This is a genomic window from Tenacibaculum soleae (genome assembly GCF_030549005.1).
Classification (GTDB): domain Bacteria; phylum Bacteroidota; class Bacteroidia; order Flavobacteriales; family Flavobacteriaceae; genus Polaribacter; species Polaribacter soleae.
Window position 1 is genome coordinate 1 of sequence record NZ_JAUOSW010000011.1, and the last position, 22,778, is coordinate 22,778.

At 29.3% G+C, this 22,778-nt stretch carries 19 protein-coding genes and 2 tRNA genes; 11 read left to right on the plus strand and 10 right to left on the minus strand.

Annotated elements, in window-relative coordinates:
* Both Q4586_RS13015 and Q4586_RS13020 read left to right on the plus strand, forming a co-directional pair.
* Positions 1 to 72 (plus strand) — tRNA-Gln (locus tag Q4586_RS13015).
* Between the two features lie 93 nt (positions 73 to 165).
* A tRNA-Gln gene (locus Q4586_RS13020) sits at positions 166 to 237 on the plus strand.
* 797 nt (positions 238 to 1,034) lie between these two features.
* On the opposite strand, the gene Q4586_RS13025 is transcribed toward Q4586_RS13020, so the two are convergent.
* Positions 1,035 to 1,388, minus strand: coding sequence for an arsenate reductase family protein (locus Q4586_RS13025; protein WP_068702279.1), 354 nt, complete (start codon positions 1,386 to 1,388; stop codon positions 1,035 to 1,037).
* 43 nt (positions 1,389 to 1,431) lie between these two features.
* Between Q4586_RS13025 and Q4586_RS13030 the strand changes: the two genes are divergently transcribed.
* The 3 genes from Q4586_RS13030 to Q4586_RS13040 all read left to right on the plus strand — a co-directional run bounded on the left by Q4586_RS13030 (position 1,432) and on the right by Q4586_RS13040 (position 3,130).
* Positions 1,432 to 1,887 carry a DinB family protein gene (locus Q4586_RS13030; protein WP_068702282.1) on the plus strand — a complete coding sequence of 152 codons (456 nt, stop codon included), beginning with the start codon at positions 1,432 to 1,434 and terminating at the stop codon, positions 1,885 to 1,887.
* 110 nt (positions 1,888 to 1,997) lie between these two features.
* The gene (locus tag Q4586_RS13035) at positions 1,998 to 2,591 is read left to right on the plus strand and encodes a TetR/AcrR family transcriptional regulator (protein WP_068702284.1); all 594 of its coding nucleotides are present in this window, start codon (positions 1,998 to 2,000) and stop codon (positions 2,589 to 2,591) included.
* A 56-nt stretch (positions 2,592 to 2,647) separates the two neighbouring features.
* On the plus strand, positions 2,648 to 3,130 hold the full coding sequence (locus Q4586_RS13040) for an acyl-CoA thioesterase (RefSeq protein ID WP_068702286.1): 483 nt from the start codon (positions 2,648 to 2,650) through the stop codon (positions 3,128 to 3,130).
* Positions 3,131 to 3,205: 75 nt separating this feature from the next.
* Here the strand turns inward: Q4586_RS13040 and Q4586_RS13045 are convergent, their stop codons facing one another.
* Positions 3,206 to 3,814 carry a superoxide dismutase gene (locus Q4586_RS13045; RefSeq protein ID WP_068702288.1) on the minus strand — a complete coding sequence of 203 codons (609 nt, stop codon included), beginning with the start codon at positions 3,812 to 3,814 and terminating at the stop codon, positions 3,206 to 3,208.
* A gap of 124 nt (positions 3,815 to 3,938) precedes the next feature.
* Positions 3,939 to 4,961 (minus strand): class 1 fructose-bisphosphatase, encoded by a 1,023-nt coding sequence (gene fbp / locus Q4586_RS13050; protein WP_068702290.1) that lies wholly within the window; start codon positions 4,959 to 4,961, stop codon positions 3,939 to 3,941.
* 160 nt (positions 4,962 to 5,121) lie between these two features.
* On the opposite strand from fbp, the gene Q4586_RS13055 reads away from it, so the two are divergent.
* The 3 genes from Q4586_RS13055 to Q4586_RS13065 are packed head-to-tail and all read left to right on the plus strand — an operon-like array spanning position 5,122 to position 8,702.
* A complete protein-coding gene (locus Q4586_RS13055) occupies positions 5,122 to 5,607 on the plus strand; it encodes a GNAT family N-acetyltransferase (RefSeq protein WP_068702292.1) in 486 nt (161 codons plus the stop codon).
* Positions 5,594 to 6,838 carry an aspartate kinase gene (locus Q4586_RS13060; protein ID WP_068702294.1) on the plus strand — a complete coding sequence of 415 codons (1,245 nt, stop codon included), beginning with the start codon at positions 5,594 to 5,596 and terminating at the stop codon, positions 6,836 to 6,838. The genes Q4586_RS13055 and Q4586_RS13060 overlap by 14 nt, the downstream gene beginning before the upstream one ends.
* Before the next feature lie 55 nt (positions 6,839 to 6,893).
* Positions 6,894 to 8,702 carry a GNAT family N-acyltransferase gene (locus Q4586_RS13065; protein WP_068702296.1) on the plus strand — a complete coding sequence of 603 codons (1,809 nt, stop codon included), beginning with the start codon at positions 6,894 to 6,896 and terminating at the stop codon, positions 8,700 to 8,702.
* A gap of 222 nt (positions 8,703 to 8,924) precedes the next feature.
* Here the strand turns inward: Q4586_RS13065 and rseP are convergent, their stop codons facing one another.
* Positions 8,925 to 10,271, minus strand: coding sequence for an RIP metalloprotease RseP (rseP, locus tag Q4586_RS13070; RefSeq protein WP_068702298.1), 1,347 nt, complete (start codon positions 10,269 to 10,271; stop codon positions 8,925 to 8,927).
* Between the two features lie 159 nt (positions 10,272 to 10,430).
* On the opposite strand from rseP, the gene Q4586_RS13075 reads away from it, so the two are divergent.
* A complete protein-coding gene (locus tag Q4586_RS13075; RefSeq protein ID WP_303529677.1) occupies positions 10,431 to 11,108 on the plus strand; it encodes an SCO family protein in 678 nt (225 codons plus the stop codon).
* 75 nt (positions 11,109 to 11,183) lie between these two features.
* Here the strand turns inward: Q4586_RS13075 and Q4586_RS13080 are convergent, their stop codons facing one another.
* From Q4586_RS13080 to Q4586_RS13090, 3 genes are all read right to left on the minus strand, one after another.
* Entirely contained in the window at positions 11,184 to 13,016 is a 1,833-nt protein-coding gene (locus Q4586_RS13080) for a hypothetical protein (protein ID WP_303529680.1), read from the minus strand.
* A 147-nt stretch (positions 13,017 to 13,163) separates the two neighbouring features.
* On the minus strand, positions 13,164 to 13,505 hold the full coding sequence (locus Q4586_RS13085) for an SdpI family protein (protein WP_303529682.1): 342 nt from the start codon (positions 13,503 to 13,505) through the stop codon (positions 13,164 to 13,166).
* 3 nt (positions 13,506 to 13,508) lie between these two features.
* Positions 13,509 to 14,834: a serine hydrolase domain-containing protein gene (locus tag Q4586_RS13090; RefSeq protein WP_303529684.1), complete on the minus strand. Its 1,326-nt coding sequence runs from the start codon at positions 14,832 to 14,834 to the stop codon at positions 13,509 to 13,511.
* Positions 14,835 to 14,923: 89 nt separating this feature from the next.
* On the opposite strand from Q4586_RS13090, the gene Q4586_RS13095 reads away from it, so the two are divergent.
* A complete protein-coding gene (locus tag Q4586_RS13095) occupies positions 14,924 to 16,135 on the plus strand; it encodes an aminotransferase class V-fold PLP-dependent enzyme (protein WP_303529687.1) in 1,212 nt (403 codons plus the stop codon).
* Between the two features lie 102 nt (positions 16,136 to 16,237).
* Positions 16,238 to 17,239, plus strand: a complete 1,002-nt coding sequence (glpQ, locus tag Q4586_RS13100; protein WP_303529689.1) for a glycerophosphodiester phosphodiesterase — start codon at positions 16,238 to 16,240, stop codon at positions 17,237 to 17,239.
* Here glpQ and Q4586_RS13105 read toward each other — a convergent pair.
* The 3 genes from Q4586_RS13105 to Q4586_RS13115 all read right to left on the minus strand — a co-directional run bounded on the left by Q4586_RS13105 (position 17,229) and on the right by Q4586_RS13115 (position 22,770).
* On the minus strand, positions 17,229 to 19,004 hold the full coding sequence (locus Q4586_RS13105; RefSeq protein WP_303529691.1) for a chloride channel protein: 1,776 nt from the start codon (positions 19,002 to 19,004) through the stop codon (positions 17,229 to 17,231). The genes glpQ and Q4586_RS13105 overlap by 11 nt on opposite strands.
* Positions 19,005 to 19,073: 69 nt before the next feature.
* The gene (locus tag Q4586_RS13110) at positions 19,074 to 20,336 is read right to left on the minus strand and encodes a hypothetical protein (protein ID WP_303529693.1); all 1,263 of its coding nucleotides are present in this window, start codon (positions 20,334 to 20,336) and stop codon (positions 19,074 to 19,076) included.
* The gene (locus Q4586_RS13115; RefSeq protein ID WP_303529695.1) at positions 20,302 to 22,770 is read right to left on the minus strand and encodes a DUF2339 domain-containing protein; all 2,469 of its coding nucleotides are present in this window, start codon (positions 22,768 to 22,770) and stop codon (positions 20,302 to 20,304) included. Before Q4586_RS13115 ends, Q4586_RS13110 begins: the two co-directional genes overlap by 35 nt.
* Between the last annotated feature and the right edge of the window lie 8 nt (positions 22,771 to 22,778).

A 22,778-nucleotide genomic window follows, 5' to 3' on the forward strand; every position in this document is an offset into this window, starting at 1 on the left:
TGGCCTATGGTGTAATTGGTAACACACCGGTTTTTGGTACCGACATTCAAGGTTCGAGTCCTTGTAGGCCAACTTAATCCTTACGAAATCCGTAAGGATTTTTTATAAAAACAGATGAATGTTTTTTAATTTTAAAACATTGTTTTTATATTTGCAATAACTTATTGGCCTATGGTGTAATTGGTAACACACCGGTTTTTGGTACCGACATTCAAGGTTCGAGTCCTTGTAGGCCAACTTAAAAAGCTTCATAATCGTAAAGATTTTGAAGCTTTTTTATTTAATATTACATTTAATTTCTTAAAAAAAGAGGTATATGCTTTTATTATTATGTCTGGCATCAAAACATATCTAGTAGTTGAAGTAGATTTTTTTACTACATGAAAAATATTTATTGTTTAATTACGGTGTATATACTACAATAAGTACATCAAAACTACTACAAACCAATTTAACACTTTTATTGAGTATATATTTGTACCGAAGTTATTAAATACCCATTATTAAATAACTTCATTTAATTAATTCCCCAATTAATTAAATCCCCTTTTTTATTGATTAATCCCCCGTTAGTTAATAATGTATAATTTAAAAACTACCAAGAACATATTTCCCTTATGTGCTGGTAGTTTTTTGTATGGTTAGATTATGTATAATGATAATAAGATAAAGCATATTTTTTAATCAACGATACCTTATGTATCATATTAAACGGACAGTATTCTAGTGTAAACTAGCCATTATTGATAGACTATTATACTACAAATAGTTTTTTTGTAAAAAGGAAGCTGTATTAGATACATCAAAACTACTACAACCCAATTTTACGCTTTTATTAAGTATATATTTGTGCCGAAGTTATTAAATACCCTCATTTAATTAATCCCCCAATTAATTAAACTCCCTATTTATTGATTAGTCCCCCGTTAGTTAATAATATATAATTTAAAGACTACCAAGAACATATTTCCATTATATGTTTATGGTAGTTTTTTGTTTTTTTTATTGAAAATAAAGTAAAAATAAGTACGCTTTTAAAGTTTATTTAATCTTTCTTTTAAGATTTCGATTACTTTTTTACTATTTCCGATAAAGATTTTATCTTCAACAATAAAAACTGGACGTTTTAAAAAGGTATACTCTTCTAAAATAAATTGTCGATAATCGGTTTCACTTAATGTTTGGTTTTTTAAATCGCGCTCTTTGTATAATTTGGCTCTCTTGTTAAATAAACTTTCGTAACTATCGGTTAATTTTCGCATTTCTTCTAATTGAGTAACAGTTACCGGAGTTGATTTTATTTCTTGTTTTTCAAATCCGTCAATATTTACTTCTTTCAATATACGTCGGCAGGTATCACAAGTTTGTAAAAAATATACTTTCTTCATAGTTTAATAATTATCTTTGGTCAATGCTAAAATAAGTAGAATAATGAACAAGCAATTTGAAATTTTAAAAAAATCGAGAGCATTAGTTCTTAAAAAAGTCGATAATTTATCAATAGAGCAATTACATACAATACCTGAAGGTTTTAAAAATAATATTGCATGGAATGTTGCTCATTTGGTAGTTACACAACAATTATTGAATTATAAATTATCAGGATTAAATTGTTTAGCTTCTGATGAGTTAATAGAAACCCATAAAAAAGGAACTTTACCAACAAAAACATTTACAGAGGAAGAGTTTGAAGAAGTAAAAGAACTATTAATAGGCTTGCCAGATACATTACAAGAAGATTATGAGGCTGGTATTTTTACCGAATTTAATGCATATGAAACAAGTCTTGGTTTTACGTTAGATTCTATTGAAACAGCAATTTCTTTTAATAATTTACATGAAGGAATTCATTTAGGAACTATAATGGCATTAACAAAATTGGTGTAATTACTATTTAATAAAACGAAAACTTTATTCCAATTATTGGAATAAAGTTTTTTTTAAAAAAATATACCAATAAGTATATTTTAGATATATTTGTTATATAATTTATTTTTGTGTCTAAATCAGAAAAAACAAAGGCTTTTATAATAGAAACAGTTGCTCCTATTTTTAATAAAAATGGGTATGCTGCTACGAGTTTATCAATAATAACAAAAGAAACTGGTTTAACAAAAGGTGCTGTTTATGGTCATTTTGAAAATAAAGAGAATTTAGCATCAGAAGCTTTTAAGTTTTCGGTAAGGAGAGTTTTAAAAGATTTAAATAAAGAGGTTAATAAAGGAGAAACTCCTTTAGCTATGTTATTAAACGTAGCTTCTTTTTATAAAAAATATTATCATTATAATAAACAATTTGGTGGTTGCCCTATTTTAAATATTGGGATAGATTCTGACAATCAAGATAATAATATATCTAAATTGGTTCAGTCGTACAATTATAAAATTTTAGATCGCTTCGCACACTTAATTGATATGGGTAAGGCTTCTAATGAAATAAAAGATTCAATTGATAGCATGTTGTACGCTAAACGTTTTTTTTACATGATAGAAGGTGCTGTGTATATGTCATACGTAATGAAAGATGATAGCTATCTTATTGATTTATCTGAAACAATCAGTCAAATTATAAAAGAACAATTAAAACGCTAACTATTTTTTTAATCAAAAATATACCAATCGGTATATTTTAATAAATATGAAATGTAATGGATTTACCAAAAATTTTAGAGAGTAAAACAAAAATAAGATTTCAAGATTGTGACCCTTTTAATCATTTAAATAATGCCGCTTATTTTGATTATCTTATCAATGCCAGAGAAGATCAGTTAATTGATAATTATGATTTAGATATTTATAAACACGGAAAAAAAACTGGCAAGAGTTGGGTGGTTGCAACACACCAAGTTGCTTATTTAAAGCCTGCAACTTTAATGGAAACAGTAATAATAGATTCTCAATTAATTAATTACGGTAGTAAAAATTTAATAGTTGAAATACGAATGTGGGATGAATCAAAAACAATACTTAAAGCAGTATTGTGGAGCTCATTTGTGTATTTTAATCTAGTAAAATTATGCTCTGAGAATCATACAGAAGATTTACTTGAATTATTTGAAAGTGTAGTTTTACCCCTTAAAGAAAAAAGCTTTGAAGAAAGAGTTGGGAACTTATGGTTTCAGAAAGTTTAAAGATAAAAAATCCGAAATTAAAAATTTCGGATTTTTATTTTTCATAAGACTGAGATGTAAAAAGTAACAGCGTTACTATTTAGCTTCTGCATATCTCTTTTCAACCTCGTTCCAGTTGATTACTTTAAAGAAAGCATCAATATAATCAGGACGACGGTTTTGGTAGTTTAAATAATAAGCATGTTCCCAAACATCTAATCCTAAAATTGGAGTTCCGCCACAAGTTACACCTGGCATTAATGGGTTATCTTGGTTTGGAGTAGAGCAAACCTCTACTTTACCACCAGGGTGTACACATAACCATGCCCATCCTGATCCGAATTGAGTAGCTGCGGCTTTAGAAAAAGCATCGATAAAAGCTTCTTTAGATCCAAATTCGGCTTCAATAGCATCTTTTAAATCTCCAGATAAATACCCTCTGTCTTCTGGGTTCATAACTGTCCAGAATAAAGAGTGATTGTAAAATCCACCTCCGTTATTACGAACAGCTCCGTTGCTCATATCTAAATTAGCAAGAATATCTTCGATAGATTTTCCTTCTAAATCTGTTCCTGCAACAGCAGCATTTAATTTAGTAGTATATCCGTTGTGGTGTTTACTATGGTGAATTTCCATAGTTCTTGCATCTATATTTGGTTCTAATGCATCATAAGCATATCCTAATTCTGGTAAGTTAAAAGCCATAATTGTATGTTTTTTAATAAGTTAATTATTCGTTTATGTAAGTGTAAATTTAATTCAAAAAAATAAGGCAAACAACTGTTTGCCTTATCGATAATTTATTTTGGTATAAATAAATGTTATGATATTAATAATTTTCGTCTTCAGGATACTTAGCCATAAAAGCTTCAGCTTTTTCAACCATCTTTTCACTACCGCAGAAAAAAGGTACTCTTTGGTGTAGTTCGGTAGGTGTTAAATCTAAAATTCTTTTATAACCATCAGTTGCTTTTCCTCCAGCTTGTTCGGCAATAAAAGCCATTGGGTTGCATTCGTATAATAAACGTAACTTTCCTTTAGGACCAATAGTACTTGTTGGGTACATGTAAATTCCGCCTTTAAACATATTTCTATGAAAGTCAGAAACTAACGAGCCGATATAGCGAGAAGTATAAGGTCTGTTTTCTTTTTCTTCTTGACAATATTTTAAATATTCTTTTACCCCTTGCGGAAAGTGGACGTAGTTCCCTTCGTTTATCGAATAAATATTTCCTTTTTCAGGAAATTTAATATTAGGGTGTGATAAGTAAAAAGTTCCGATTGCTGGGTTTAATGTAAATCCGTTTACTCCATTACCTGTTGTAAATACTAACATGGTTGAGGTACCATAGGCTACATAGCCTGCAGCAACCTGTTCGCTTCCTTTTTGTAAAAAATCTTCTTTAGTAACTGGAGTTCCGTCAGGAGAAATTCTACGATAAATAGAAAAAATAGTTCCTACTGAAATGTTTACATCAATGTTTGATGAACCATCTAAAGGATCCATTAGTAAAATATATTTATTATCGTTGGCCTTATTTTTTCCTTCAACAACCACAAAATCATCCTCTTCTTCACTAGCAATACCACAAACAATTTCTCTATTTATTAAGGTTTGCTTAAATAAATCGTTTGCTAAAACATCTAGTTTTTGTTGTGTTTCTCCTTGTACATTAACATCACCTGAAGCACCTGTAATATCAACTAAACCAGCTTTTCTTATTTCATGATTTACAACTTTAGCCGCTAAACGAATAGAATTTATTAAACGAGATAATTCACCCGACGAGTATTTAAAATCTTTTTGATTACCAATAATAAACTCTCCAAGAGTCATGTGCTTGTTGTTCATATTCGTTTTTGTGTTGTTTGTACAAAGATGCCAACTTTTTTACGTTTCTACAACGATTTCGTAGTTTAAAATTTTGAACAAAAAAATGCGATGTGTTTTAAATTTTAATTTACTTTATAGAAATTTATTAAAAATTATCTTTACACAAAATTTTATATAAATGAGTTTTATAATTAGACCTGGAGATAAAAAAGACGCCCAATCAATATTAAATTTAATAATTGAATTGGCTGTTTTTGAGAAAGAACCAAATGCTGTAAAAATAACAGTTGATGATTTAATAAATGATGGGTTTTCTGATGCACCTAAGTTTAAAACTTTTGTAGCTGAGGAAATTGACGGAACAATTATAGGAATGACCCTTTTTTATGAGCGTTATTCTACCTGGAAAGGTAAGGCAATTCATTTAGAGGATTTAATGGTTACTGAAGCAAAAAGAGGTATTGGTGCTGGAAAAAAATTATATGCTTCGGTAATGAAATATGCACACGAAAACAATTTTAAAAGAGTTGCTTGGGAAGTGTTAGATTGGAATATCAATGCAGTAGATTTTTATAAAAAAACTGGAGCTACAGTTTATGATGAATGGAGAGTTTGTCATATGAATGAAGAAAGCTTAACACAATTTTGTAATGAGAATATTTAAGTTTGGAGGCGCATCGGTAAAAGATGCAGCAAGTGTAAAAAACGTAGCAAAAGTGTTACAACATGAAGGGACGGATAATACATTGGTAGTAATTTCGGCAATGGGAAAAATGACCAATGCTTTTGAAAACATTGTAGACGCTTATTTTTATAAAAAAGATACTTTAAAAGAAGCAATAAGTCTTGTTGAAAATTTTCACAACAAAATGCTTCAAGATTTATTTGATGATACTCACGAGATATATCAAAAAGTAACTAATTTGTTAGGTAAGTTGAGTGGTTTTATGGCTCGAAACAAATCAGAAGAATACAATTATGTATATGATCAAATGGTTGGTTTCGGAGAACTTTTATCAACTACAATTGTTAGTGCATATTTAGCAAAAATAGGAGTAGCAAACCAATGGTTAGATGTAAGAGATTATATTAAAACAGATGTTAGTTATAGAGACGCGAAGATTAATTGGGAGTTAACCGAGCAAATAATTAAAGAGAGCATTGTTACTACTCAATTAAATATTACACAAGGTTTTTTAGGAGGCGCTGGTATAGAAAGTACAACTTTAGGAAGGGAAGGGTCTGATTATACAGCAGGAGTTTTTGCCTATTGTTTAAATGCAGATAGTGTTACTATTTGGAAAGATGTTGATGGTGTTTTAAATGCAGATCCACGTGTGTTTTCTGAAACCGAATTGTTAAACGAAATATCATATACAGAAGCTATAGAGATGGCTTTTTACGGAGCATCAGTAATACATCCTAAAACAATACAGCCTTTAGAGCAAAAAAACATTCCTTTATTTGTTCGTTCTTTTGAAGATTTATCAAACAAAGGAACCTGCGTAGGAAGAGGAAAAAAAATAACACCAGAGGTGCCGTGTTTTATCGTGAAGAAAAATCAAATATTGGTTTCAATTTCGGCAAAAGATTTTTCTTTTATGGTAGAGAGTAATATTAGCGATGTTTTTAAAAAATTAGATGAGCATAAGTTGAAAGTTAATTTAATTCAAAACTCTGCCATTAGTTTTTCGGTATGTATTGATGATAAATACAATAATTTTGATGCTTTTTATGACGCCTTAAAAACAAAGTTTACAATTAAGTCATACAAAGCTGTAACGCTTTATACCATTCGTCATTTTGATACGAAAGCAATCGAAGAAATTCGAAAAAAAGGAAAGTCAATTATTCGTCAAATAAACACTGAAACAGCTCAGTTGGTTATACAATAAATATGTACAATTGGTAATTTTCTGTTATATTTGCATTTGTGCCAAATTTAAATAAATGGGAATAGTTACATCAAAAGAAATTGCTAAAGTTATTGGAGTAGAAAAGTTCGGTGCTTTCGGAACTTTTACTGGTTGGATGTTGATGAAAATCTTACGCATTTCTGCGATTAACAAAATTTATAATAATAATAAAAACAAGTCTGATTTAGATTTTTTAAACGGCGTTTTAGATGATTGTAAAATTGAGTTTGAAATACCAGAAGAAGATTTAAAAAGAATACCAAAAGATGGTCCTTTTATTACTATTTCTAATCATCCGTTAGGAGGTATAGATGGTGTTTTATTATTAAAATTATTAATTGAAAAAAGAGCAGATTATAAAATAATAGCTAATTTTTTACTACATAGAGTTGAGCCTTTAAAACCTTATGTAATGCCTGTAAATCCTTTTGAAACAAGAAAGGATGCTAAATCGAGTGTTGCTGGTATTAAAAGTGCGTTAATGCATTTACGAGAAGGAAAACCATTAGGGATTTTTCCTGCAGGAGAAGTATCTACCTATCGAGATGGTAAGTTAATGGTTGATAAACCATGGGAAGAAGGAGCTGTACGTTTAATTAAAAAAGCAAAAGTACCTGTAATACCTATTTATTTTCATGCTAAAAATAGTCAGTTGTTTTATTTACTGTCTAAAATTAGTGGCACTCTACGTACTGCCAAACTTCCATCAGAAGTCATCTCTCAAAAAAATCGTGTTATAAAAGTAAGAATAGGAAAACCTATTTCGATAAAAGATCAAGAACAATATAAAGATGTTCCTTCTTTTTATGAGTTTATAAGAAAGAAAACATATATGTTGGCAAACCCTTTTGAGAAAACACCTCAAAAGATTTTATCAACTCAAAATTTAAAAATTTCTAAAAAAGCAAAAAAAATTACCCTTCAAAAAAGTCCTGATTTATTTATTAAAGAAGTTAATGACTTAAGAAATAAAGGAAGTAGGTTGTTAGAAAGTAAAAACTATGAAGTGTTTTTTGCAAATGCAAAAGAAATACCTAATATTTTACATGAAATTGGCCGTTTAAGAGAAATTACTTTTAGAGAGGTTGGTGAAGGAACGAATAAAGCGATTGATTTAGATAAATTTGACAAGTATTATCACCATTTATTTTTGTGGGATAATGTTAAAAATGAATTGGTTGGTGCTTATAGAATGGGGCTAGGAAAAGACATCTATAAAAAACATGGAATTAATGGATTTTATATCCATACCCTGTTTCGAATAGAGCCAGAGCTTTATACAATGATGCAAAATACCATTGAATTGGGGAGAGCATTTATAGCTAAAAGTTATCAGCAAAAACCAATGCCTTTATTTTTACTTTGGAAAGGAATTGTACATACTACATTACGCTATCCAGAATACAAATATTTAATGGGTGGAGTAAGTATTAGTAACCAATTTTCAGAATTTTCAAAATCGTTGATGATTGAGTTTATGAAATCTCATTATTATGATCCGTATGTAGCGCAGTATATTCATCCGAAGAAAGAATTTAAAGTAAGCCTTAAAGATGCCGACAAAGATTTTGTATTTGATGCTACCGAGGCAGATATGCAAAAGTTTGATAAAATTATTGACGAAATTGAACCAGGAGCATTGCGTATGCCTGTTTTAATTAAAAAATATGTTAAGCAAAATGCACGCTTGGTTGCTTTTAATGTTGACCCGAAGTTTAACAACGCAATAGATGGATTAATGTATATTAAGGTAGCAGAAATACCTGAGAGTACGGTAAAACCAGTAATGGAAGAGTTTCAGGCCGAATTAGAAAGACGTGCTACTGAAAATATGAATAAATAACAAATAAGCTATTAAATTTTGATTACAAGTAAATTTAACAACTTGTTGTTGTATAAGATTTGCATTATTTTAAATTTAGATTATCAGCTATTTTTTATTAAAAACATTATCATCTTGAAAATTAATTTAGAATTATAAATAAAGAGTAAAATAATAACGTTAATAAACAAAAAAGCATCGTAGGTTACTACGATGCTTTTTTGTTTTATATAGTGTAAATGGCTACTTAAATAACCTAAAAATATCATTTCCGTTGGCAAATAATAGTAAAACTATTAGTATGATAAACCCTGTTAGTTGTGCATATTCTAAAAATTTGTCTCCTGGTTTTTTACCAGTAATCATTTCCCATAAGGTAAATACTACGTGTCCACCATCTAAAGCAGGTATTGGTAATAAATTCATAAAACCTAACATGATTGATAAGAAAGCAGTAATGTTCCAAAAAGTTTGCCAGCTAAATTCTGAAGGGAAAATACTCCCTATAGAAATAAATCCTCCTAAACCTTTGTAAGCACCTGTACTTGGATTAAAAATCTTTTTCATTTGCTTAATGTAGTTTGTTAACGTAGTCCATGCTTTTGTAGTACCAGCAGGAATTGCTTCTCCAAAAGAATACGATTTTTCTGCCAAATTATAATAACCTAACTTTTCTAAATCGGTTAAAGAAACAGCGCCCCAAACAACCCCTAAATTACCATGTTCTGAAACTTTAACAGGAACATTTAAAACATCAGCACCTCTTTTTAAAGAAACCGTAATATCTTGTCCTTTTAGGTTGTGCAAAATAGGTTTCGCCTGATCGTAATATGAAATTTGTTGCCCGTTTATAGCAGTAATAATATCTTTAGCAACAATATTTGCTCCAGCATTTAATGAATCTTTTTGTAAGCCAGCAATTATAAAAGGATACCTAGCAGTAATAAAAGCACCAGCGTTTTTACCACGATCTACTAATTTTGAAATAAAATCGGTAGGAATTACTTTTTCAACAACAGTTCCATTTCTTTCAATAGTATAATTATTACCGTTGATAAACTCTAAAGGTAGTTCTCTAAATTTCTGAATCTTTTGACCGTCTATTGTAAGAATTTTATCCCCTGTTTGTAAACCTAAATCTTTACCTAATTGATCTTGTACCCAAACCCCATCTTTTAAGTTTTCATTCGGTAAAAATTTTTCACCGTAGGTATACATTAAACAAATGTATATAACAATACCTAAAACAAAATTTACAATAACACCACCTAGCATAATTATTAAACGCTGCCACGCTGGTTTAGAACGAAATTCCCATGGTTGTGGTGGTAATGCCATTTGTTCGGTATCCATACTTTCATCAATCATTCCTGATATTTTTACATATCCACCTAACGGAATCCATCCAATACCATAAACAGTATCGCCTATTTTTTTCTTAAATAAAGAAAATTTATAATCAAAAAATAAGTAGAACTTCTCTACCTTGGTTTTAAATAATTTTGCAGGAATAAAATGACCTAATTCGTGTAAAACAATTAAAAGCGATAAGCTTAAAATAAATTGTGATGCTTTTATTAAAATTTCCATAAAGGTGTATATCTAAATTTAAAAATCGAACAAATGTACGTTTTTCAGTAGAGCTGTAAAAGTTTGTGAGGTAGATGCGCATTGGTTTTAACAAACATTTTTAATGTTGGTAGACGTAAACCTTGTTTTTAGCCTTATTTTTGCATGAAAAAGATAAAAATGGATTTAAAATTCTTTAAAAAATCGAAAAGCACCTTACTTTTTATTGTAGTTTTTTGTGCAATAGGTATTCCTGTTTTTTATCATTTAGTAAAAGTAGAAGAAAAATTACCTATTTATAATCCTACAGATATCAACCCTAGATTGGTAGATATTTCGGTAAGAAATAAATCGAGAAATCATAAGATTGGGGCTTTTAAATTGATCAATCAAAACGGAAGAACGATTACAAATGCCGATTATAAAGATAAAATTTATATAGCTGATTTCTTTTTTACGCGTTGTCAAACAATTTGTATTGTAATGGCGTATAACATGAACGAATTACAAGAGCATTATAAAGATGATGATGATATTATGTTTTTATCGCATTCAGTAACGCCTGTGATGGATAGTGTGCCTCAATTAAGAAAATATGCTGATGCTAAAGGTGTTATTGATGGTAAATGGAATGTTACTACAGGAGATAAAAAGCATATTTATAATTTAGCTCGTAAACATTATTTTGCTGTTCTAGATGAAGGTGATGGAGGAGACAATGATTGGGTGCATACTGAAAATTTTGTCTTAATTGATAAAAAAGGACAAATTAGAGGTTCTTATGACGGAACAAAAAAGGAGAACATGCAAAAGATTATTGATGACATTACAATGTTGAAAAAAGAATATTTAAAGTAATTTTCGTCGTCGCAATGAAATAAAAAAAAGACCATTAGAAATTAATCTAATGGTCTTTTTTCATGGTATATAACCTTATGTTTTTACTTTATTTAAAATTAATAAGTCAATATCTTCATTCATCAATTTTAATTTATCAAGAGATTCGTTAAGCTCTTTTAAAATTAGATGTTTGGTGTCTTTAAATGATGATTTTATAGTTGAAAACATTGCTTTGTAGTAATCAATTCCTTCTTCTAAATTTTTTGAAAAACTAACTAAGTATTTTTCTTGTTTTTTATTCATTTCAGATGTTGTTTCATCTATTTTGGTTTTTAGATAATCTAAGTATAAACCTAACTCTTTAACAAATACATTTGGTCTATCTACTCTTTCGATTACATTATTTTTTCCATAGATGTGTCCTACCATTTCAGACAAAGAAGTTTCTTTTGAGTAGTAAGCCATATTTGGTCCTGGGCAAATAGAAACTCCATCGCCTTCAACTTTTGTATCCATATCATTTACCACTAAAGCAGTAGTACCTAAGCCAACACAAATACAAGATTTATCAACAATATTAGCATATTCTTTTTTGTATTCAATGTCTGAAAGCGAAGCTTTTTTATCTTCTAATTGTTTAATTTTTAAATGTTGATATTGTCTAGAAGCTGTACATATTGTTTTCTCAGAAAATTCACCATCTAGGGCTAGAAATTTTTTAGGACAAGAACTTCCAGGTCTTCCCTTGGCTATAAAGGCCTTCTTTTGGATATCTTTTGTGTTACCTTTTAAGTTGTTAAAAGGTACACCTAACGGAGAAATATTACTTAAAAATAAATCTTTTTCTTTTGCCTTTTGTAATTGTTTTAACGTGTTGTTGTCAACAGTTGTTGCTTCAGGAACTAATAAGAATGGGCTTCCCCAACCAACAGAATCTAAACCATAATTGTTGATTAAAAACTCTTGTTCTTCAGCAGTTCCAACACCTCCTTGTGCGGTAACTTTTATGGCTAATGTTTTTGTAGGAATGGTTTTACCTTTTGCTTCTAAAGCATTTACTAAAAGATTATATACCGAATTTATTAATTCGTTTCTATTTTTCTTAAACTCCTCTAAAATAGGCCCCATTAAAAAACCTTCAGTAGCAAAAGCATGTCCACCACAGTTTAAGCCAGATTCAATTCTGTATTCAGAAACCCAAATACCTTTTTTAGCTAAAAATTTACCTTGAATTAAAGCAGAGCGATAATCACTAACTTTAATCACTACTTTTTTCTTAATTACTCCATTTAAATCTGGGAAGAAATCATCAAATTTTTCTAAGTACGTAAATAAACGAGGATTCATACCTGCAGAAAATACCATTGATGAATTTAAGTTACTGTTTGCAAAGCCTCTTAAAGCAGCATGCGCATCGTTAAATTCAATTGGTAAGATTTCTTTTTTGTTAGTAGGATTGTAGTTAACCTTATCTAACTTAGTCATGATATTAACATTAATATCGCCCAATGATAAATTATCACTTAACCACTTTTTAATTTCAGAAACATCGGTTATTTTATCAGTCAACTTTATAAAGTCTTGCTTTAAAGTTGAAGAATCTGGTAACATGCTAAAGTATTTTTTAAGCTCATTACTTTTTTCTATCGAAGCATTTTTGATGTTTTCTAGTTTTTTCTCTGCAACATCTTTTATTAGGTTTAAGTAAGAAGTAATTCTTTTAGCTCTAGAATCCTCTTCTTTAGCACCTATCTCTGTGTAGGGTAACTTGAATTTACTCGAATACATTTTGCGCATTTTTTCAAGTAATATATCATCACTTATAAAAATAACGGAGTCAATTCCGTACTGTGCAACTTTTATTGGTGTATCAATAGTAAACCCAATTCCCATTACCGGAATGTGAAATGAATGTCCTTTTTTCATTGTATATCTAAATTAAGAGGTAAAAATAATTAGATATAAATTTCGAAAAGCTAACTTAAATCATGTTTTAATCTAAAATAATATTTTCTATTAAGTTGATTTAGGTGCTAAGGTGTTGGTTTTAAGAAGTAAAAAACACGTAGTAATTTACTTTCTTTCCCCTTCCTCATCAAAGTTTTTACTGATTTCTTGCTCTGTTTTAATAACAGAAACAGCTAAAGATAATAGCATAATTGCCATTGGTTGCCAACTTAAGTTTTTAGAAATATATGCTAGAAATAAAGTTGCAACAAACGAAATAGATGAATATTTTAAAAACTGTTTGGTGAAAAAGTTGTTCGCAAATTTCCAAATAGTTTCATTCTTTATTGTTTTGTTTGTTCGGTAACCATAAATGAAATTTATTTTTTTTGGAGGGAAAAAATAAAAGATAAGACTAAATAAAAAAAGAAATCCGTTTACAGAAAGTACGTAATAGTATGGGTTCATTGTTTAGTTTTTAATTGAAGAAATAATACCTTTTAAAAGCGTGTTCATATCTGCGTTTTTGGTAAGCCCGGTACGAACTACCACTAAATTTTCATTTGGCAATATAAATACATTTTGCCCTTTATAGCCATTAAATGAATACATGTTTTTAGGTACATCAGGATATCTATTTCCTGCATTTAACCATATTTGAGCGCCGTACCAACCATCAGAACCTGGAGTTGGTGTTGTGGCATATTTTACCCAATCTTTATCAAAAAGATGCTCACCGTTCCACTCACCATTATGCAAGTACAGTAATCCTAATTTAGCCCAATCTCTTGCGGTAGCCCAGCCGTATGATGAACCTACATAATTTCCATCCATATCAGTTTCAATAAGCATAGAGTTCATTCCTATTTTATCGATTAAGGCACTGTACCAAAAATCTAAATATTCTTGATGTGTATTAAATTGTTTACGTATAAGGCCCGAAATTAAATTGGTGGTTCCAGAAGAGTAGTTCCAAGTTTCGTTTGGTTTTCCTATTAAAGGTTTGTTAACTTGAGTCTGTGTCATGTTTCTTTCAAGAAAAAGCATTTTGGTAACATCTGAAATGGTGTTGTAATCTTCTAACCATTCTAAGCCCGAATTCATTTGTAATAAATTATGAAGCGTAATGTTTTTTCGCTCATCATCTTTCCATTCATCAAATAAATTATCAGTTGTTACGTGCATTTTACCTTTGCATTGTAAAATACCAACAATAGTACTGGTAATACTTTTAGTCATAGACCAACCTAATTGTTTGGAGCTTTTATCAAATCCGTCGGCATATTTTTCAGCAATAATTTTATCTTTATAAACTACAACCACTGAACGTGTTTTATTTACATCGTTAAAAATAGTATCAATAGTTTCGTTTAGTTTTTTGTAATCAATATTTGCAAAAATAGTATCTTTTTGTTCTGCATTCCCGTATGGGAAAGGGGTAGTATTATCTGGTTTTGTACGTTTAGGAACCAAAGGTTTTTTATGAAAATCAAAATCATCATTAACTAAAACAGCTCCTAAACCTTCTCTGTAAACAGCTTTTCTTTTTAATAAACCGAATACTGAACCTGTTGCCGATTTTTCTTCCTCATTAATTTTGTCAGAAGTTAAGTTTATAGGCGAAAAATTATTGTCTTTTTTATCGGTAAAAGTTAAAGTTCTATCTGCAAGAAAAACTGATGAAGCTGTGTTTTTGGCAGAATAACCAGCGAGAATATTTAATTTCGAGTAGTTAAAGTAAAAAACAACAGCAAATAATATAATAATGAATAGGAGAATTCTTTTAAAAATTTTCATAAGAACAGTTTTAAGCAAATGTAAGAATTTAATTGATTGCTGTTTGTATTTAAAAAGCAAGCATTACCTTTGTTTAAAATTTGGTTTTTATGTTTGATATAGAAAAAATTAGAGCTGATTTTCCTATTCTTAATAGAAAAGTACACGGAAAAAATTTAGTGTATTTTGATAATGGAGCAACTTCGCAAACACCGCAAGTGGTGATTGACACAATTGTTGATTATTATGCTAATTATAACGCTAATATTCATAGAGGTGTACACACATTAAGTCAAGAAGCAACTGATAAGTATGAAGAAGCAAGGCTTAAAGTTCAAAAACACTTTAATGCCCAACATTCGTATGAGATTATTTTAACAGCAGGAACCACACACAGTATTAATATTGTTGCGTCAGGATTTGCAGCGATTTTAAAAGCAGGTGATGAGGTTATTGTTTCTTCTTTAGAGCATCATTCAAATATTGTTCCTTGGCAAATGCTTTGCGAAAAAACAGAAGCTATTTTAAAAGTAATTCCGATGGATGAAGATGGAGGCTTACGAATGGATGTGTATCATGAATTATTAAATGCAAAAACAAAACTAGTTTTTTGTAACCACGTATCAAATGCTTTAGGAACCATAAACCCGATAAAAGAAATTATTCATGCAGCACATAAATTTGGAGCCTATGTTTTAATTGATGGAGCACAAGCTGTACCTCATTTAAAACCTGATGTTCAAGAATTAGACGCTGATTTTTATGTAGCTTCAGCGCACAAAATGTGTGGGCCTACAGGTGTTGGTTTGTTATATGGAAAAGAAGAGTTGTTAAAATTATTACCACCGTATCAAGGTGGAGGTGAAATGATTGAAACCGTAACTTTTGAAAAAACAACCTATGCAGGGTTGCCTCATAAATTTGAAGCAGGAACCCCAAATATTTGTGGCGGAATTGCTTTTGGAGCAGCAATAGATTATATGAATACTATCGGTTTTGAAAGTATAGCAAAACAAGAAAACGAATTATTAGCATACGGAACACAGGAGTTAGAAAAAATAGAGGGATTAAGAATTTACGGAACAACCAATAAAGCATCTGTAATTTCTTTTAATATAGACGGAATTCATCCATACGATATTGGTTCTATCTTAGATAAACTAGGAGTAGCAGTTCGTACTGGTCATCATTGTGCACAACCTATTATGAATTTTTACTGTATTCCGGGTACTGTAAGAGCATCTTTTGCTTTTTATAATACCAAAGAAGAAATAGATGTTTTGGCAGCCGCTGTAAAAAAAGCAAAAATGATGTTGAGTTAAAAATAAAAAAGCATACAAACAAATACCTTCTATTTTGTCAAATAGAAGGTTTTTTGCTTATTAAATAAAGCTTTTTTTAAGAAACTTTTTTACTTTTATCAAATGAATAACTTAAAAAATAGCACTTTTAAACTATTGTTAATAGCAATACTACTTTCGTTAAAAAGTTATGGTCAAATTAGTGAAGATAAAAAGATGAAATCAAACAAAATTGTTATTGCACACCGTGGAGCATCAGGCTATTTACCAGAACATTCTATGGAGGCTAAAGCGATGGCTTATGCTATGAATCCTGATTTTATTGAGCAAGATTTGGTGTTAAGTAAAGATAATGTGCCTATTGTTATTCATGATATTTATTTAGACGATGTTACCAATGTTGCTGAGGTATTTTCAGATAGGAAAAGAGTCGATAATCGTTATTATGTAATTGATTTTACATTTGAAGAGTTACAAAAGTTACAGGTAACTGAACGATTTGATACTAAAACAGGAGAACAGTTTTATCCAAAAAGATTTCCGAAAGGAAAAGGGAATTTTAAATTACATTCTTTTCAACAAGAAATTGAATTGATACAAGGATTAAATTATAGTACCAAAAAAAATATAGGAATTTATCCAGAAATTAAAAATCCAGAGTTTCATCATAAAAACGGAAAAGATATTGCTAAAATCACCTTAGATATTCTTTCAAATTATGGTTATAAAACAAAAAGCGACAACTGTATTTTTCAATGTTTTGATGCTAAAGAGTTAGAAAGAGTTAGAGTTGAATTGCAATCAGATTTGTTTTTAGTGCAATTGATGGAGTTTCCTGAAGAAACAAAAGAACTAAAACATTTTGCAACTTATGCAGATGGAATTGGACCTTGGTACAAGCAAATTTTAAGTGAAAAAATAAATGGTAAGTTTACATTTACAACGTTAGTTAGTGATGCCCATGAATTAGGATTAAAAGTACATGCGTATACTTTTAGAGCAGATCAATTAGATGAATTTTCTTCATTTAATGAAATGATGCAAGTGTTATTTTTTGAAGCAAATATTGATGGAGGTTTTACAGATTTTCCTGATAAAATGGTGCAGTTTTTAGCTAAGAAGTAACTTCAATTAATTTTGTTCGGTAAGCTGATAGTAGTTTTGATTTAGAAATAAAGCCTAAGTATTTACCATTTTTTATAACAGGTAAATTCCAAGCGGCACTTTCCTTAAATTTTTGCATTACTTTTTCAACAGAATCATCGTGTTGTATAATCGATGGTGCACTCCTCATAAAGGTTTCAACAGTTACTTTATCGTACATGTCATTATCAAACATAATAGGTCTAATATCATCTAATAAAACAATTCCTAAAAACTGTTTGTTTTTTTCAATTACCGGAAAAATATTTCTATTAGAATTAGAAACAGCTTTTTTTAGCATATCACCTAAAAACATTTCGGGGTGTACCGCTTTAAAGTTTGTTTCTATTAGTTTGTTAATGGTCATCATCATTAACACGTTTTTATCTTTATCATGCGTAATGAGCTCACCTCTTTTTGCTAATTCTACCGTGTAAATTGAGTTTGATATAAAGTATTTTGTAACAGCAAACGAAATTGCAGCTACTAACATTAACGGAACAAATAAATCATAACCGCCAGTAATTTCAGCAATTAAGAAAATAGCAGTTAAAGGAGCATGTAATACTCCTGCCATTAATCCCGTCATTCCTATTAAAGTAAAGTTAGATTCTGATACGTTACCGCCTAGTTGATTAATTATTTTTGCTGATACGTTACCTAAAGCGCTTCCCATAACTAAGGTGGGAATAAAAATTCCTCCAACACCACCAGCAGCAAAGGTAGTTGTCATGGCAATGGCTTTAAATACTGTGATTAACAATAGAAACATAATAACAATCCAAACATTTTCGAAATCTACATTGTAAGGAATGTCTTTTAAAGCAGCTAAGGTGTTTCCTTCTAATAAATTATTAATTAATCCGTAACCCTCACCATATAAGGGTGGAATTAAAAATAACATTAATCCAATTGCAACTCCTCCAAAAATTAATTTATGAACCGATTTTTTAATACGTTTAAAAAAATTAGTAATTCGAAAATATATTTTTGAAAAATAGACAGATACTAAACCCGTAAAAAAACCTAATAAAACATAATAAAAAATATCCTTTATTTTAAAAGCATCTACTAATTCAAAACCTAGTAGCGCATCTTTTTCAAAAAAGAAATAAGAAGTAATTACAGCTGCAACAGAAGCTAGTAATAAAGGAACTAATGAAGCAAAGGCTAAATCTAGACTAAATATTTCTATGGCAAAAATTATAGCAGCAACAGGTGCTTTAAACATTGATGACATAGCTCCAGCAGTTGCACAACCAATTAAAAGCATTCTTGTTTTTCGGTTCATGTGAAATAGTTGCGATACTCTTGAGCCTAAAGCAGCTCCTGTACTTATTGCAGGGCCAAGTAAACCAACAGAACCTCCAAAACCAACTGTAATTGGTGCGGTAATTATTGAAGCATAAATTTTATATTTTTCTATAATTCCACTTCGTTTAGAAATAGCATGGAGTGTGGTAGAAATACCATGACCAATTTCTTTTTTTAGAAATTTCTTTTTAATATAATAGACTAAAATTAATCCAATAATTGGGAAGATAAAATAGAGATAATAATGAATGTCTTTAATAAATTTTCCTTCTAAAATAGTTTGAAAAAAGGAAGTCATGTTTTTTAAAAAGAGTGTTCCAATACCTGCTAAAAAACCAATTAAAACACTTAAAACGTATACAAATTGACGTTCAGAAATATGTTTATATCTCCAAATTAGTATTTTTTTAAATATGTTTTTAGGTTTAGGCATTTTTTAAATATAAGAAAAACACCTATCTCTAAATAGAGAAAAGGTGTTTAATGTTTAGTAATTGGTTAATTATTTTTCCTGATTACTAATATCTTTAACTAAACTTATAGCAAAATAAATAACTATAAAACTACCAAGAACAATACAAATCCACATAAATAATGTAGTTTCCCAAAAAGGTTTTTCTTCTTCCTTCTCTTTTTTCTTTTCAATCTTAGTAAAGTTTAAAATAGTAGCTTCTTCAACAGCAACTGTTTTATTTGATATAAAATTACCTAAATCGTAAGAAGGTTTAGAAAGTGTATTGTTAATTAGTACTTCATAATCTTGTTTTTGCTTTAAGCTGGTAATAAGATATATTGGCTTTTGTAATAGTTGTATATTTTCTATTGTTAAAGAAGGATTATCTTGATTATCAATTTCTATGATGAATTCTTTTTCATTTAAATTATCAAAAACAAAGGTGTTGTTGCTTTTTGAGTTTAACTGAAATTGAGAAATAACATGATTGTAAGTTTTTACAAGCTTCTTTACTTTTCGAGTTTTCTTTACAATTAACTTTGCATTACGTAGAAAAAAAGCATCTGTAATTTTAAAAGAAATACTATTAATACGATGCTTATTTGTAGCTGTAAATTTAAGTTGTGTAACTTTCTTTTCTTTTATGCTAACGATTTCTTGTTTGTAGTTTGATATTTTACTGAGGTTTTGAGTATAAAATTTACTCTCATAAATACCAGCATTTAAAATGTTGATAGGTAATGATTCTTTATCATTAAAATCAATACGTAAAAAAGTGTAAGTGTTTAGAGGAAAATGAATTGTTTTTTCTAAAAACACCTTTCCTGTTGCCGTTTTTTGAGGCTTATTTATATATGACAAACTTTTGTTAGAAACCAAGCCAAACCATTCCTTTCCGTCATCACTACCATAAACAGTATACCTTTTTGTGATTTTTGTATTTGCTATTTGTAGTGTAATATAATCTTGTATTTTTCTCGTTTTATTTTCGAGAAGAATAGAAGTGATAGAGTCTTTTAATACTTTTTTAGAAGCAATTTTAATTGGTTTAAAAGTAGAAAACTTCTTGTCGTTATTATAAATTAAAACATAAGGAACTTCATTTTTTTGAACATCCTTAATTCTTAAAAAGTTAAAGTTTTCGTTACATGATGAACGTACTTCTTGCGGAACTATTATTTTATGCAATCCATCTTCTTCAATTACGCTAAGTGTACCTTTATAGTTTTGACTAAAACTAGTTAAAACTATAAAGAAGGCTATTAAAAAGTTATATTTATTCATCATTATTTTCTTTTTCGGATACTTCATCAACTACTAATTTTTTAATTTTTTGATACACAAAGGAAATAATTAAAATTAAGACCCCAAGTAATATAAAGGCAACAATTTTTCCTGTTTCTGAAACATTTTTAATATCGTAAACAAACAATTTTACAATGGTTAAACCAAGTAACGAAAGTGCTATTACTCGTAATACCTTCCACTGTCTTTTTATTCCAATAATTAAAAAAATAAAAGAAAATACTCCCCAAAGTATCGGGTAACCTATTTTAATAATTTGTGCTTTGGTTTCTTTTATTTCGTTTTTTATAAAATTTTTCTTTGTGTAAAAATTGTTTTCAGCTTCTGGAAATTTTTCAGCCAATTCTGTTACATCAACAGTGTTTGAAATATATAAACCATGTATCATTATTTCATTACTTAATGTGTACACAATTGCAAAAACAAATAACCACGGTAGCCACTTGCTTTTTGTTGGGCTTATATTAAATACTGATTTTGTTTTTTTAAATAATTGATACCCAAAATACACTAAACAGGCTACAATAATATAATGTAAATAAAATGCATGTTTTGTGTTGGTGCCAGCAACAGCATTTTTAATCATTTCATTTGTTGGAAATTTATAAAAAGATAATATGTATAACAAAATAGAAAAGCTGCTTATAAATAGTAATAGTTTTATAAATTTCTTTTTATTAAAGAAATCGGTTAAGCACAATAGAATTGAAATAAAAACAAAATGATAGGTTAACGGAAACGACAAGGCAGAAACATTGTTTTCTAAAAACTGATTTGCTTGATAATTAATTTCTAAAAAACCTGTAAAATACGTGATAATAGCCGCAATTATAATAACAGTATTTTTATAAAAATTAAGGATAGCTGTTGTTTTTTTCGTAGCACTGTTGTTTTCTTTTTTCAATAACCAATAAGTTAGGTATAATGAAATACTTACAACAACACTTGCAATAAATAAAGGGTTAAATATTATTGACAATTCTTCAGATGATCCATATCTAAACCAATCTATTAGTAAACTAATAAGCGTTAATACTTGTACAATGATGGCACCAACTTTAAAAGAATTTATCTTTGATTTTTGTGATAGCCAAAATAATAATACAACTTCTGCAGCCCAAAATAAAGTAATATAATTTCCTTCAAATTGGATAGGAATGGTAAGGGTAACAAAAGTAAGAGCCAAACCAATCAAAAGGTAGATGGCATTTTTATCTAAACCGAATTTTTTATATAAAATTGTAGCATATCCTAAGTTATAAATCGCTAATAATAAAGTAAATAATCCGGTAAGGTTTGAATTTAAATCTTCAAGAATAATGATTCCGATTCCGAAAAAAATAAAGGTGTTTGCAATTAAAATAAGGTATTCTATTACCGAAAAAACACCTTTGTTTTTAAGATTGTTTAAAACGATGATAATGCTAAAAATAAAATAAAATAGCGTTGCAAATACTAAGGCTCCTGTATGTGAAAATGTTGGTTCACTTATTTTTATGGCACACCAACTTGTAAATAAAAGTGTTGTAAAAATAAAGGCTAAAATGGTGGATACTTTCCACTTTTTAAAATACGAAATTCCTAAAATACCAATATTTAAAATAGCAATGTAAGTAAATAAAACAATGTAATTCCCTTCACCAGTACTTAGCATAAAAGGAGCGGCAAAACCACCAATTAATGATAAAACAGCTAATTCTTGACGGTTATATGAAACAGATACCAAAGTGCTAAAAGCAGTAATTAACGACATAATTACAAAGGCAACTGTTTGACTAAATAATTGGTATTCGTGAAATGCAATATATATTGTAAAATAGAATATACTAATGGCTCCTGCTACTAAAACGGAGCTAAAAGAAGCGTAGTTTTTCTTTAATTTATGAGCAATGACCATCACAAGTGAACCACATAAAATACCAATACCCACTCTTGCAGGTTCGTTTATCCAATCTTTATCAATCGCATATTTAACAAAGAAACTAATACCTAATACTAAAATTAAAATTCCAAGTTTATTAATTAAGTTTTCGCCCACAAATTTTTCTAAATCAGGGTTTTTCTCTTTAAACTTTTTGATCCAAGATTTTTTTGGAGCCGTTTTAACTTTTTGTTTTACAACTTGTTTTTGAGTTTTCGTTAGCGCTGGTTTTTGTGGAATATCAACAGCTGGTTGTATTGTTTTTTGGATGTTTTTTTCGGGAACAATAGAAGTATGTTTTACTTCCTTAGTCGGTTCTTGTTTTACAGGTTCTTTGGCTACAACAACAGTTTCTTTTGTTTCGGAAGCTGGTCTTTTTGAGAGTACTTCATTTTGTAAAAAACGAAGTCTTTTTTTTAAATCTTCAATAGTTAAGTTCTGCTCTTTAAACTTGTTGTTTATATTTCTGTTAAGAAAATAGAAACACAAAATGAGTGTTATAAATAAAAAACCTTCCATAAAATTTC